Genomic DNA, 13,151 nt, shown 5'->3' with positions numbered 1-13,151 from the left:
GAATAGCTCACCCCGCCAGTGCCTTCGGAATAGTCGCGTGTTCCGGCAGGATCACCCCGCAACCGAGGGAGGCCGCGAAGGCCGCCGCCTGGTAGCGGTAGCACCGCCGAATCTTCAAGCGCGCCTGGGTCGACAGGTCGCGCGTGATGGCTTCGATACGCGGCAGGTCACCGCGCAGGGGCTCGGTGATGGTCACCAGCGCCCCGAAGCGGGTCACACCGTGACCCCGGGCCTGCTCTTCGCGGGCCTGCTGGGTCGCGCCCACCCGCAGCGTCGCCGCCGCGGACACGACCCCTCGTTCGCTCTGCTGGGCCACCAACGCGTTCTTGAAATCGTCGTCGACGATTTCTGCGGCGTCGGCGGCTGAGTGCGGACGGTACACGATCGCGATACGTTTGCGTGGTACTTCGGGATTCGGCGCGAGCAGCCGCTGCAGCACCCGTTCGTCGACCGCGCCCTCCGGAGCGGCGTCCATCTCCCAGGTGACCGACCGGCCACCGTCGTGCACCAGATGATCCCACTTCTCGTCGTGGGACACCGGGCCCGCGTCCGCCCAGTCCAGGCCGTGCCCTTCCGGTTCGCCCGCGGCCACTTCCAGGTCGGCCTGCGAGGCGGGATCGTAACTGCGGCGGATGAAAGCGATCACCTCGTCGGCCGACATCGGCTGGGCGCGCACACCGGCCTCGGCCAGCGCGGCGCAGATTCCGGGCAGGCGACGGCCGATCTCGACGGCCTCTTCCGCCGGATTCTTGCGGCGCTCGGCGGTGGTGGCCTTGAACGTGATCGCCACCCGCGGCAGCAACTGCACCCGCTCCTGCGGCAGTTCGGTGGCCAGCTCGTACATCACCTGCTGGGCCAGTTCCGGCGCCTCCGGCCTGGTGATCGTGGAAACCTCGGTGAGCAAGCGGTTTCCGGTCTCCGGCACGGTGTCGATGACCGGCACCACGGCCACGATGTCGCTGGTCTGGCCGACCGAGGCGAGGAAGGTGCCCCACGCCGAGACCCACCGATCGATCACCGGCTGGTCCACCGCCTCGTGGCCTTGCGGCCAGGCACGCAGCACCACCGTGTACTGGGCGAACTGCGGCAGGTGGATCATGCCGAAGCTGTAGCCGCCCGCGTCGATGCCCTCATACAGCTTGGAGGGCGCCAGCAGCCCGGGCAGACGGGTCACGCCGCCGGGAATCCGGGAGAAGCGGCCACCGCGGTACACGTGCTCGCCACGACTGCGTGAGCGCATCCAGTTGAACATCATCAATCCCGTCTCGTAGCCCGAACGACCTCCGGTCCGCCACACCAGCGGGACCATCACGACGACACCGACGCCGCCGACGATCGCACCCCACTGGAAGCCGCCGACCATCGCGGTGATCAGCGCCGTGATCACGACCGCGAAGCCGAGCACGGTCTCCTCCCAGCGCAGGCCGAAAAGACCTGCGCTGCGCGGCTTCTGCCAAAGCCCGTACGAGCGCCGCTCGTAGGTGTCGGTGAGTGTCATCGCGGAATGGTGCTCCTCCCGAGGTCGGGTGAACGGTTCGTCCAGCGATCGCCCGCGACGTCACCCATGGCTTGGTCGGCCCGGTTCAACCCGCCGCTCGCGGCGCGCGCCGCGCCGATCCGGCCTGCCGTCCTGGCCGCTCCGGACGCTACCCCGGCCGCGCCCGCGGGTCCGGAGGCGCGCGGAGCCGCACCGCCCTGGGGGCCGCCGCCGCCACGCGGCGGCGTCGGGCGAGGTGCGCCACCGCCGCGTGGTCCACCCGCGCCGCCGGGACGGGGGCCGGTGCCGCTGCCGCTCACATAGCCGGCCCTGCCGGGAGCCGCCGCGTCCTTGACGCCGACCGCCTTGGTGCCCATGGCGCCCAAGGCCGCGACCCCCACCAGCGTGCCGCCGGCCGCGGTGAAACCGGAACCGCCGCTGCCGACGATCGCGACAGCCGGAGTGACCAGTCGCATGAGCGCGGGCAGCACGAAGGCCACGCTGCACAGCAGCACGATCGCGACCAGCATGCGCTGGGCCTGCTCACCGTCCGGCAGGCCGCCGGTGGGGGTGAGCGAATCGACGTGGCCCGCTGTGGTGAACGCGATCATGTACACGATCGCAGCCACCGGCTTCCACAGCATGAAGGCGATGATCCAGCCGATGAGCTTCTGATAGGACTGCTTGCCGATGTTCATGCCGGAGGCCGCCGCCGCCAGCGGCAGCACACCGGCCGCGATCACCAGCAGGCCTTGCCGGACGATCGCGAGCACGATCTGCGCGAGCGCGCCGAGCAGGCCGACGATCGCGATGATCAGCACCAAGCCCGGCGAGAACGCCTGCAACTTGCTGGTCTTCACCATCAGCTCGGCCAGGTCCTTGGCGTTGCCGTTGGTCGAGTCGTCGATGATCCACTCGGCGAAGCGGTCCGACGCCTGCGTGCCCGCGACGATCACCGCACCGAGCATCCAGGAACTGAACACGACGCGGGTGAACATCCGGAACGATTCGGCCGCTTCGTTCATCGCGGCCCCGCGTCTGGCTTCGGCCAATCGCGCCCCGGACAGGATCACCGACGCTATCAACAACAGGATCTGGGCTTGATAGGTGTAGTCGTTGATCTTGGTGAACAGCGAACCGGAATCGCTCGCCGCCTCGTTGGGCACCTTCATCCAGAAGGTCAACGCCAGGATGATGGCCTCGCCGAGACCGTTCATCAGCGAATCGACCACCTTGCCGAAGGTCGAATCCCAGGCCTTGTCCTTGACCGCCGTCGCCGCCTGGTCGGGATGCGTGGCGGCGTTGCCCGCCTTGCACGCGGCGGACGCGGCGTCGCCGAGTGAAATGCCGGGCAGGCCGACGTTGTCGAGCGTGTCGTGAATCTCGTTGCACGTCTCGTCGAATCCGTAGGTCTGGCCGTAGGCCACGGTCGGCGTCGCGATCATCACCGTGAAGATGACCGCGAGTATCGTGACTAGGCGCCTCACCATTGTGTCCACCCCTCGATGCTCCGCAGGGACTCGATCTGCACTCGCTCGTCGCCTGTCACCGTGGTGAGCTTCCAATCTCCGTCTCGCCACCGGACCGCCAGGCGCATGCCCACCCACGTTGGTTGGCCATCAACTGTTTCTCGAGCCTTTCTCGCAAACTGCACTTTCGCGAAATCATCCGCATAGCTCTCGATTCGGAACGCGTCCGAAGCGAACAACAGGGGTCTCAGCTTGTCAGGCAGGCGGTCTGACACTTTGCCCTCGGCGACCAGACGGTCGTACTCGGCCATGTATTGCGGCGTCACGTCGACCAGCCGGGTCAGCAGATCACGATCCCTCGGATTGGCATTGGTCCGCCAGTAGATCTGTTCGGCGGCCAGCGCGGCGCCCTGCGGCGTGTGAGCGAATCCCAAGGCGGCGGAGCCGTCGATGCGGGACGGACCGTCGGACGCGGAGAAGCGCACGACCGGACCACCGAACAGCCGCTGCCACACCCCCTCGCCGTTCGGCGGCGTGGGCGCGGCCGCGGTCCATCCGGGCGTGCCCGGTTGCTGCCGCTGATCCGGTTTTTGTTGCAGCACAACACCGGCCGTTCGAACGGGCACGTCAACCCGACGACCGAACAGGTCGGTCTCCGGTGTGCCGAACGCGGATGTGCCTGCGACCGGATCGGGAGCGGTTCCCGCCGACGTACCGGGCACGACATCCCGCTCGTCCGCGGAGGCGTCGTCCCGCAGCGCGACCACTGTCAGTGCCACCGCCAGTGCAACACTGATCAGCGCGCCCGCGCCCATCAGCGCCAGGGGCATCCGTCCGGGTCTGCGCGCGGTCACCACTTGGTCCACCCCGTCAGCGATTCGAGATATTCGGTCTGGGCGTTGTTGGTGGTGGAGGGCTTCAGTCGCCAGTCGCCCGCGTCCCACACCATGACCAGGCGCGTCGCCGCCCACAGCTGTTTGCCGTCCACCACCGGTCCCCTGGTGGCCAGCCGGATGATGGCGAGATCGTCGGCGTAGTCGTCCACTTTGAAAGCGTCGGAGGCCACGAAGTATCGGGTCACCTTCTCCGGCTGCTGCTGCGGCAGGCGGTCGTCGGCCAGCGCCTTGTCGTAGGCGGCGATCTGCTGGGCGGACACCCGGACCTGGCGCACGTACAGGTCGCGATCGGCGGGCCGGGCGTTGAGCCGGTAGGTGATCTGCGCCGCGGCCAGCACCGCGCCCTGCGGGGTGTGCGAGTAGCCGACGGCCAGGTCGTCCTCGATCCGCGTCGGTCCGTCGGAGGTGGAGAACGGGACGGAGGCGCCGTACACCCGCTGCCAGCCGTGCGGTTCGGTGGTACCTTCCGGCGCCGCGGTCAGCCAGTCCGGGTCGGTGGGCTTGCGCTGGCGCGAGGGGTCCTGCGAAAGCGGTTGTCCGGCAGGGTTGTTCGGAATGTCGACGCGCCTGCCCAGGATGTCCGTCTCGGGGCTCGCGAAGCCGGTGCCGCCGGAGCCTTCGGCGACGGCGGGCGCGCCTCCGACCGGCTCTTCGTCACGGCTGACGAAGACGAAGATGCCGACGACCACGATGAGCGCCAGCACCGCGGCGGAGGCGACGATCCCGAAGGAGACACGGTCGCGCGTGTACGACTCTCTGTCGCTCACGTCGGTGCCTCCAGTTTCACAATGTCGGTAGGTAATGCGGCGATCGAATCGAGGGGTCGTGCGGTCGAATCCGGATCCGGCAGCCGTAATCTCCAGTCGTCGCCGAACCACTCGACGGCCGTGTGGTGCACCGCCTTCGACCGGTCGGAGTATTCGGTGTACACGTCGACGGTGGAACGCGACTCGGAGTAACCGGTGATCTTGTAGCCGAGCAAACGCGGAGCGAACTCCGGGGCTGCCGGGCCGGTGATCGACAACTGCACCCGGTTGATCGCCCACTCGTCCTTGGCGGCACCCGGAACGACTTCTCCGGCAGCGACTTTCGCCCACTGCGTATCGGCGGCCACTGCCAGCCGCACCGAGTGGGTCAGCGCGGCGACGGCCGCACCGCGCGGCGAGTGTTCGAAACCGGTCGCCGCGCCGTCGGCCGTGGACCGCGGCCCCTGATCGGTCTGCGGCAACGGCACACCTTGGAACGGCTGCCACCGCACGTTGGTGGGCGCGGCCGACAGATCCGGCTCCGCCGAGTCCGCACCACCACCGCCGCAGCCGACGGCCGCGACCAGCAGCGCGGCGCCGACCACTCCGGCCGCGGGGCGGCGGATGTCGCGCCGCCACGCCGCGGCGTCCGCCGGTCGCAGTACTGTCGAAATCATTCGCGCGTCGTCCCCGTCCCGGTCCGGCGGCTCACGCGGGCAGGAACGCCAGGGCGATCCCCGACGCCGTGCTCGCCACCACCGCACCCAGCAGGCTCATCAGCACACCGTGCGAGGCATCGTTCATGGCCAGATCGCTGCGGAAGACCAGCCACAGCTTTCCCGCGGACACGATCATCCAGGCCAGGCATACCAGCAGGACGAACCACAGCAGCCAGTTCAGCAGCTGCATCAGCGGTGCCAGGACGTCGGCGGGCATCTGCTTGTAGGCGAGCAGCTCCACTGCGGACATGCGTACGGTACCCATCGTCGGCCTCAGGTGCCGATGACGGCGTTCATGATGGTGCCCGCGCTGGTGGCGACCACGCCGCCGATCATCGCGCCCGCCACCATCTTCGGCGACTCGAGGCCACCGCCGGTCCACTTCTCCCAGGCGAACTTGCCGCCCGCATAGACGATGCCGCAGATGCCCGACAGCAGGACGAACCAGGTGAGATAGCGCACCAGCTGCAGGATCTTCTCCGAGCCCGGCGGCGCCTCGGGCGTCGGATTACCGACTTGCGCGAGGACGGTGCCGTACGTGTCCTGCACGGCGAGGAGGAGCGTGCTCATCGGGTGCCTTTCTCGAATGGTGGGTGGTTGTCGCCGATTCGATGCGGACGTTCACTCATCGGGCGGCTTACGGAGATCCGGTGACCGGCGGTCGTAGCCGGCCTCCTCCAGTGCCGTCCGCGCGGCCGCCACGATGTCGGCGCCGAGCTCCCGGACATCGAGCGGGACTTCCTCCAGCAGATCGAGCTTGCGTTTCCTGGACGGCATCGGGTCACCGGGCGACCACACCGGCAGCTGCTCGGGTTCGACCAGCGTCCATTCCTCGTACCACGGCACCTGCCACACCTGCCCGGCCAAGGAGCCGACCACGTCGCGATAGCGCCGGATCTCCGGAGCCATCCGGCCGGGCCGCGCGGCAACCGTGATCAGGCCGAGCACGTCGGAGGGACCGGCGAAACCCGAAAGATGTTGGCGCAGTAGGTCGTGCGCGCGAGACAGACCGGCGATCGTCTCTCGTGCGACGAGGACGACGAACGGACTTTCGCGGTCGAAGACGCCGGGCCAGCGGCGGCCCGAATCCGCCGCGGGCGCAAGCACATGCGCGAGGGTACTGGCTCCGGCTCCGCCGTGCACACCCAGCAGCCAGACCAGTGGCGCCCGGCCCACACCCGGCACGGGACGGTCCCATACGGCGGCACGGCGGGACTCCGGCGGGGCGATCACACCGGCGGGCGCTGGGTCGGGCTGACGCGGAAAAATCATGGCGGCGGTCATGATGCCACCCCGGCGAGCAGGCGCCCATACGCCCGGCGCGTCTCGGCGGCCAACGAGGTGTGCCGCACGAGTTCACCACGGGCCAGGTGCGGATCGTAGGGAATCTCCCTGATGTCGCGGACCCAGCCGGACAGATGCTCACGCAAATGGTCCGCTACCCGGGAGTCATCGCCCGGATACTGGTGCGAGACGACGATGGTGGTGTCGCCGACGATGCCGCCTCCGCGCCCCTCCCCGGCGTCGCCGAACTGGTCGTCCAGCCATTCCAGGGCGACCCGCAGCCGGTTGGCCGCGTCGTTGCGAGCCGGAATGGCGAGCACGAGAGCGACATCGGCGTCATCGAGCAGGGGAAGCAGTTGCCGGGCGGCAATCGGGTGTCCCCCGTCGTAGACGCCGGTGTATCCGGCCTCGCGCACTGCGCGGGCGACCGTGAGATAGGTCGCACGCCTGCGCAGTGGCGCGGCGTCGCGCCAGAGCAACCCGATGCCCGAAGTCGCCCGCGACAGGCACTCCTTCAAGGGCGCGGGCTCGCCGTCACCGCGACCGTACAGCCAGGACTGCAAGCTGATCGGGTGCAGGTGCTCGTCCGCGCCGCGCAGCGCGAGATCGCTGCCCGCCGAGGTAGCGTCCACCGCGACCGTCGGCGTGCCACCCGAACCGAGTTCACCCGCCAAACCCAACGCCGTCGTGGTGGTGCCCGCACCACCGCACCCGCCGACCACCAGGATCGGCCGCTGCACCGGATGATCCGCCTCGGAGCCGTCGCCCTTGCCGCGCCGCAACCGCACCACCGGAGCCTTGGAACGCACCGGCCGGCTCGACGCCGCGCCATCCCCGGGCGCCTCGTCGAGCCAGCGGCTCCAGTCCTCTCCCATCGCCTCTGCTCTCCTTTATCCGGCCGTGATACCCGTGATCAGGGTGCGGCCGTCGATCACCGCTGTGGTGACCGTCTGCCTGCTGTACGTGGCGGGCGCGCCGCCGGGCCGGTATTCGGTGACCTCCACCGAATACCGGTTGTCTCCGACCGTCACGATCCGCACGCAATGCGTCGTGCCCGCCGGGACGGAGTCGATGCCGCGCTGGATGACCGGTGCGGGCTGGACGTTCGCGTCCGGTGCGACGGCCGCGCGGGCTCGTTCGCCGGAGCGCTCGACGTAGTACGCGTACTGGAACGACAGCACCGCGTCCGGTCCGGAGCCGGTGCCGCCGGCCTCCGCGCTGCGCACGATCGCGTCGCTGCGCTCCGTGGGACAGGCACCGGCCACGCGCGGGTTACCCACCGCCTGGGCGCCGCCGACGGTGAGCTGCACCGACGCGGACATATGCGGGTGCATCGGCTGCGCGGCGCGATCGGCGGCCGAACGCAGCAGGAGCAGCACACCCACGGCGGCGACGACGATGACCAGCACCGCCACGATCACGAGGATCAGCAGCCGGGCCCGGCGGACGGCCGGGTGGGCGCGAGCGGCCTGCCGCAGCGCGCGCGACTCCGCGGGGCGTGGGGGCTCGACCGGGTCGTGCTCGTCGTCGCCGGCCCACGGAAACGGCACGGGGTCGGCGTGCCGCGGCGCGACATAGTCGTCGTCGGGGCCCGGCGCATGGCCGGTCACGACCCAATCCGACCACCCGCCGGTGAACTCGCTGCGCTGCGCGGGCAGATCCGACGGAACCTCTTCGGGCCTGCGCTGCCACGGCTCGTCGTCGCGGAGGTAGTCGGGGTAGCGCGCAGGTCTGTCGTCGTCCGCGGGGATGATGGTGTTCGCCTCATCCGGCTTGCTCTTCTCCGGCACGCCGTTGTCCGGCTCCAGAGCGCCGTACCAGCGGGAAAGCTGTTTGTACGACTTCAACATTCCCCCATTCCCGCAGAGCAGGGCACGCAGTATCGCATCGTCGGACCCTCTCGGCGATCAGTTCGTGGAGAACGGGTAGGTGTTGGGTGTGCCGGTTCGGTCGGTGGGCGGAATCGATGTCACGCCGCTGGATGAGGCGCCATCGGCTCCTGTCCCGAACGGAAATTGTCCCGTACCGGACGAACTCGGCGTGGGAGACGCGCCGGAGCCGTCCCCGAAGAATCCGGTCGGCTGTTTCTCCAGCACCGGCCGGGGCTCGGCCTTGCCACCGGATGCATCAGCGATGTCGCGAGCGAGCGCCGCGAGCCATTCGGCGACGAATTGGGTGGGAGCGGCACCGTTCGCCGCGACGATGGCGCTGTTGTAGCCGGTGTGGCGCTGCACGGTGTCCCAGTAGCGCACCCAGGTGGCCGTGTTCAGCAGCTCGCTGTTGTCGGTGATGTTCTGCACCACCGCGTCGAAGGCCTGGGTGACCAGCCGGACGCCGGTGGTCGGCGGAATCAGCTGAGTGATCGCACCGACCAGCTCGGCTCCCAGCGACAGCAACGCGGCGGGCGGATTCGCCAGGCCCGCGGTGGCCAGCTCGGCGATATTCGCCGGATTGATCACCGCTCGGACCACCGCGACCACGGAATTCAAGCCGATCATGCCGACCTTCACCAGCGCCTGCAGCGCGCGGGGCAGATTCAGCGGCGTGCGCGGATCGGAGGCGTCCGCCAGGCGCTGCGAGATCGACTTCTCCGGCGAGATCGACAGGGTGGCCAGCGAATTGCCTTCGATGTCCCCGTTGACCACTTGGGTCGCGGTCTTGATCGACGTGAACGCCAGCGCTTGCGCGATCGACACCAGCGAGGCGATCGGGTCGCCGCCGCTGAGCTTGGACTGGCCGACCACGTTGGCGACGGCCTTCAGGATGGGCGCGCCGTCCGGGGCGTCGCAGGCGAGATCGCCCGCCGCGCAGAAACTCGCCACTCGTCCGGTGAGCGCCCCGAAGTTCGCGGCCTTGTCGCGCTCCGGGCCGATGCCGCCGCCGATCGCAGGCGCCTGCGGCAGGGCGGCAAGGGATTCCAGCCGGTCGCCCGCAGTACCCGGCGCGGGATCCGGCGTCGCTTTCCCCGGCGCGCCCGGAAACAGCGGCGCGCCGGGATTGCGGGTCGGATCGCCGAACAACGCTACGGCGGCGACCTTCTCGGCGGGCAGCACGCCGCGGCCCTGACCGATCTCCTGCGCGAACATCGAGGCGACGTGCGCGCCCTGCGAATAACCGACCACCGCGAACCGGCTGTTCGGGCATGCCTCGGCGACGGTTTCGGCCATGCCGCGCAAACGGGCGAGACCGCCGGCCACCGATTCCGAGTAGGGCGCCGCGCCACCGGCGGTCGCGCCGCCGAAACCGGATTCGTATGGCACGTAAGCCCGATCGACCAGTCCGGTGTCGGGCGCTTTCGCCATCATCGGCCGGAAGACCGTGGAGAGCATGCCGGTGTCGGTGGTGGGCGCCGCGTCCGGCGAGGATTCACCGGTGCCCTGAATTCCCAAGGCGTACAACGCGGGACAGGTCGTGAGGCGAATCTTCGTGGAGGGACCGGGATCCGGCGGCTCCGCCGCGGCGACACCGGCGGTCGCCACAGCCACGGCGAGTGCTACCAGCATCCCCGAGAGTCTTGCCGAGTATCCAGTCATAGCGATCCGCAATCAAGTCGTCTGCCGCAGGTACCTCAACGCCATGAAACGCAATAGACCGTAACAGATTCCGGCTATTACTGCCGCATCGACGGAAAACTTCCACGACACACCGACATGAACGCGACACACCGCGGCGCGTTCCCAGAATCGGTCCGACAAGTTTCCGGCAGATCGTCTCGATTGACAACCCCGAAGCGGAGTTCGGGGCACGCGAAACACCTTGAGAAGATAGCTAATTGGCAGCTACCGCACGGTTGGGCCGCTCACGCCGCGGAGGTGACGCGGTAGACGTCGTAGACGCCCTCCACGTTGCGCACCACGTTCAGCAAGTGCCCCAAGTGTTTCGGATCGCCCATCTCGAAGGTGAACTTGCTGATCGCCACCCGGTCGCCGTGCGTGGCCACCGAGGCGGACAGGATGTTGACCTTCTCGTCGGCCAGCACCTTGGTGACGTCGGACAGCAGCCGCGTGCGATCGAGCGCCTCGATCTGGATCGCGACCAGGAACACCGAGGACGGCGACGGCGCCCAGGACACCTCGATGATCCGCTCGGCCTGCTCGCGCAACGAACCGGCGTTCGTGCAGTCGGTGCGGTGCACGCTCACCGCGCCGCCACGGGTCACGAAGCCCATGATCTCGTCACCGGGCACCGGGGTGCAGCACTTCGCCAGCTTGGCGACCGTGCCCGGGGCGCCGGGGATCAGCACGCCCGCGTCGCCGGTGACCCGCTGCCTGCTCGGCGTCGTCGACGGGGTGGAGCGCTCGGCCAGCTCGTTCTCCACGTCGCCGATGCCACCGAGCTGCGCCATCAGCCGCTGCACCACGTGGTGCGCGGAGACCTGGTGCTCGCCGACGGCGGTGTAGAGCGTGGAGATGTCGGTGTAGTGCAGCTCGTGGGCGACCGCGGTCATCGCGTCGACGCTCATCAACCGCTGCAGCGGCAGCCCGACGCGGCGGACCTCCTTGGAGATCTGCTCCTTGCCGCTCTCCAGCGCCTCCTCGCGCCGCTCCTTGGCGAACCACTGGCGAATCTTCGCCTTGGCGCGCGGGGACACCACGAAGTTCTGCCAGTCGCGGCTGGGGCCGGCATTCTGCGCCTTCGAGGTGAACACCTCGACGACCTCGCCGTTCTCCAGCTGTCGCTCCAGCGCGACCAGGCGCCCGTTCACCCGGGCGCCGATGCAGCGGTGGCCCACCTCGGTGTGCACGGCGTAGGCGAAGTCCACCGGGGTCGACTTCTGCGGGAGCGTGATCACGTCGCCCTTCGGCGTGAACACGAAGATCTCCGGCGATTTCAGGTCGAAGCGCAGCGACTCCAGGAATTCCGCCGGGTCGGCGGCCTCCCGTTGCCAGTCCAGCAGCTGGCGCATCCACGCCATGTCGTCGACCTCGGCGGTGTCGTTGGAGTGTTTGCCGCGGGTCTCCTTGTAGCGCCAGTGCGCGGCGATGCCGAACTCCGCGGTGCGGTGCATGTCCTGGGTGCGGATCTGCACCTCCAGGGGCTTGCCATCCGGCCCGACCACGGTGGTATGCAGTGACTGGTAGACGCCGTAGCGCGGCTGGGCGATGTAGTCCTTGAACCGGCCCGCCATGGGTTGCCACAGCGAGTGCACCACGCCGACGGCCGCGTAGCAGTCACGCACCTCGTCGCACAGGATGCGGATGCCGACCAGGTCGTGGATGTCGTCGAAGTCCTTCCCCTTGACGATCATCTTCTGGTAGATCGACCAATAGTGCTTCGGGCGGCCCTCGACGATCGCGTTGATCCGGGAGGCGGCCAGCGTGTTGACGATCTCGGCCCGCACCTTCGCCAGGTAGGTGTCGCGCGAGGGTGCGCGGTCGGCGACCAGCCGGACGATCTCGTCGTATTTCTTCGGGTGCAGGATCGCGAAGGCGAGGTCCTCCAGCTCCCACTTCACCGTCGCCATACCGAGGCGGTGGGCCAGCGGAGCGATGACCTCCAGCGTCTCCTTGGCCTTCTTGGCCTGCTTCTCCGGCGGCAGGAACCGCATGGTCCGCATGTTGTGCAACCGGTCGGCCACCTTGATCACCAGCACGCGCGGGTCGCGGGCCATCGCGATGATCATCTTGCGGATGGTCTCCGCCTCGGCGGCGGCGCCCAGATTGACCTTGTCCAGCTTGGTGACGCCGTCGACGAGGTGGGCGACCTCGGAACCGAAGTCCTGGGTGAGCTGCTCGAGGCTGTAGCCGGTGTCCTCCACCGTGTCGTGCAGCAACGCGGCCACCAGCGTGGTGGTGTCCATGCCGAGCTCGGCGAGGATGTTGGCCACGGCGAGCGGGTGGGTGATGTAGGGGTCACCCGATTTGCGGAACTGATGCTTGTGCCGCTCGTCGGCCACGTCGAACGCGCGCTGCAGCAGCGTCAGGTTCGCTTTCGGGTACAGCTCGCGGTGCACGGTGGCCAGCGGCTCGAGCACCGGTTTGACCGCCGCGATACCGCGCTGCCCGGTCATGCGCCTGGCCAGGCGCGCACGCACCCGGCGCGAGGCCGAGGACGGCACGGCGGAGGAAGCGCCCGGCTGACGCGGAGGCGTCGCGTTCGCCGGCGCCTGCGGCTTCGCGGCCTGCGCGGCGTCGGTGGCGCCCGCACCGTTCGGCCGCGGGCCCGACGTCGATTGCTCGACCTTCGCCTCGCCCAGATGCTGAGTCATGCCACCACCTCTCCGCGCCTCGATCGGACCACCCTATCCGACCGGTGCAACCTCCCGGACCACCAACTTTAGTCCGGGCGGAGCACCCACGTCCGCTCCGCGGACGAAGGTTGCGCCCCGGGGTGTCGGGACAAGGAAGGGAGACGGTCCCGGCCGCCCCGTACGACCGTCACGAGTCGGGTGACCGCGATCCACCCAGCTCGCTGGCCACAGCGTGACCGGACGCGTTCCGCTATCCCATGGAAACGTCGATGAGCAGCGCTTTCAGTTCATCGTGTGGGTGGCTGCAACGGCTCAGGGAAGCAGAGCTGTCCCGCACCGACGAGCGAGCGCGAACGCCGGATCCGCGAAC

12 protein-coding genes are annotated in these 13,151 nt (G+C 69.1%); all 12 read right to left on the bottom strand.

What is annotated here, in order from left to right:
• Positions 1-7: 7 nt before the first annotated feature.
• Positions 8-1,498 carry an SCO6880 family protein gene (locus tag ABZ552_RS06830; RefSeq protein ID WP_063017581.1) on the bottom strand — a complete coding sequence of 497 codons (1,491 nt, stop codon included), beginning with the start codon at positions 1,496-1,498 and terminating at the stop codon, positions 8-10.
• Positions 1,495-2,967, bottom strand: coding sequence for a hypothetical protein (locus ABZ552_RS06825; protein ID WP_281878956.1), 1,473 nt, complete (start codon positions 2,965-2,967; stop codon positions 1,495-1,497). Before ABZ552_RS06825 ends, ABZ552_RS06830 begins: the two co-directional genes overlap by 4 nt.
• Positions 2,961-3,776: a hypothetical protein gene (locus ABZ552_RS06820; RefSeq protein ID WP_281878955.1), complete on the bottom strand. Its 816-nt coding sequence runs from the start codon at positions 3,774-3,776 to the stop codon at positions 2,961-2,963. Before ABZ552_RS06820 ends, ABZ552_RS06825 begins: the two co-directional genes overlap by 7 nt.
• A gap of 20 nt (positions 3,777-3,796) precedes the next feature.
• Positions 3,797-4,609 (bottom strand): hypothetical protein, encoded by an 813-nt coding sequence (locus tag ABZ552_RS06815; RefSeq protein ID WP_281878954.1) that lies wholly within the window; start codon positions 4,607-4,609, stop codon positions 3,797-3,799.
• Positions 4,606-5,265: a hypothetical protein gene (locus tag ABZ552_RS06810; RefSeq protein WP_281878953.1), complete on the bottom strand. Its 660-nt coding sequence runs from the start codon at positions 5,263-5,265 to the stop codon at positions 4,606-4,608. Before ABZ552_RS06810 ends, ABZ552_RS06815 begins: the two co-directional genes overlap by 4 nt.
• A 31-nt stretch (positions 5,266-5,296) precedes the next feature.
• Positions 5,297-5,557: a hypothetical protein gene (locus ABZ552_RS06805; protein ID WP_228829053.1), complete on the bottom strand. Its 261-nt coding sequence runs from the start codon at positions 5,555-5,557 to the stop codon at positions 5,297-5,299.
• A 23-nt stretch (positions 5,558-5,580) separates the two neighbouring features.
• On the bottom strand, positions 5,581-5,877 hold the full coding sequence (locus ABZ552_RS06800) for a hypothetical protein (RefSeq protein ID WP_039799032.1): 297 nt from the start codon (positions 5,875-5,877) through the stop codon (positions 5,581-5,583).
• A gap of 51 nt (positions 5,878-5,928) precedes the next feature.
• On the bottom strand, positions 5,929-6,591 hold the full coding sequence (locus tag ABZ552_RS06795) for a DUF6668 family protein (protein ID WP_281878951.1): 663 nt from the start codon (positions 6,589-6,591) through the stop codon (positions 5,929-5,931).
• On the bottom strand, positions 6,588-7,466 hold the full coding sequence (locus tag ABZ552_RS06790) for a hypothetical protein (RefSeq protein WP_281878950.1): 879 nt from the start codon (positions 7,464-7,466) through the stop codon (positions 6,588-6,590). The genes ABZ552_RS06795 and ABZ552_RS06790 overlap by 4 nt, the downstream gene beginning before the upstream one ends.
• A 15-nt stretch (positions 7,467-7,481) precedes the next feature.
• Positions 7,482-8,441, bottom strand: a complete 960-nt coding sequence (locus ABZ552_RS06785) for a hypothetical protein (RefSeq protein ID WP_281878949.1) — start codon at positions 8,439-8,441, stop codon at positions 7,482-7,484.
• Positions 8,442-8,498: 57 nt separating this feature from the next.
• Positions 8,499-10,094, bottom strand: a complete 1,596-nt coding sequence (locus tag ABZ552_RS06780) for a cutinase family protein (RefSeq protein WP_281878948.1) — start codon at positions 10,092-10,094, stop codon at positions 8,499-8,501.
• A gap of 296 nt (positions 10,095-10,390) precedes the next feature.
• The gene (locus ABZ552_RS06775) at positions 10,391-12,799 is read right to left on the bottom strand and encodes a RelA/SpoT family protein (RefSeq protein WP_281878947.1); all 2,409 of its coding nucleotides are present in this window, start codon (positions 12,797-12,799) and stop codon (positions 10,391-10,393) included.
• Positions 12,800-13,151: the final 352 nt, after the last annotated feature.

Source organism: Nocardia sp. NPDC019219 (assembly GCF_040632645.1).
GTDB lineage: Bacteria > Actinomycetota > Actinomycetes > Mycobacteriales > Mycobacteriaceae > Nocardia > Nocardia sputorum.
This window is presented reverse-complemented; position numbering and strand designations above follow the sequence as displayed.

Bases quoted from the DNA above. Each gene is read 5' to 3' on its own strand.
- ABZ552_RS06830 (WP_063017581.1), bottom strand. From the start codon at position 1,498: ATGACACTCACCGACACCTACGAGCGGCGCTCGTACGGGCTTTGGCAG.
- ABZ552_RS06825 (WP_281878956.1), bottom strand. From the start codon at position 2,967: ATGGTGAGGCGCCTAGTCACGATACTCGCGGTCATCTTCACGGTGATG.
- ABZ552_RS06820 (WP_281878955.1), bottom strand. From the start codon at position 3,776: ATGCCCCTGGCGCTGATGGGCGCGGGCGCGCTGATCAGTGTTGCACTG.
- ABZ552_RS06810 (WP_281878953.1), bottom strand. From the start codon at position 5,265: ATGATTTCGACAGTACTGCGACCGGCGGACGCCGCGGCGTGGCGGCGC.
- ABZ552_RS06805 (WP_228829053.1), bottom strand. From the start codon at position 5,557: ATGTCCGCAGTGGAGCTGCTCGCCTACAAGCAGATGCCCGCCGACGTC.
- ABZ552_RS06800 (WP_039799032.1), bottom strand. From the start codon at position 5,877: ATGAGCACGCTCCTCCTCGCCGTGCAGGACACGTACGGCACCGTCCTC.
- ABZ552_RS06795 (WP_281878951.1), bottom strand. From the start codon at position 6,591: ATGACCGCCGCCATGATTTTTCCGCGTCAGCCCGACCCAGCGCCCGCC.
- ABZ552_RS06790 (WP_281878950.1), bottom strand. From the start codon at position 7,466: ATGGGAGAGGACTGGAGCCGCTGGCTCGACGAGGCGCCCGGGGATGGC.
- ABZ552_RS06785 (WP_281878949.1), bottom strand. From the start codon at position 8,441: ATGTTGAAGTCGTACAAACAGCTTTCCCGCTGGTACGGCGCTCTGGAG.
- ABZ552_RS06780 (WP_281878948.1), bottom strand. From the start codon at position 10,094: ATGCTGGTAGCACTCGCCGTGGCTGTGGCGACCGCCGGTGTCGCCGCG.
- ABZ552_RS06775 (WP_281878947.1), bottom strand. From the start codon at position 12,799: ATGACTCAGCATCTGGGCGAGGCGAAGGTCGAGCAATCGACGTCGGGC.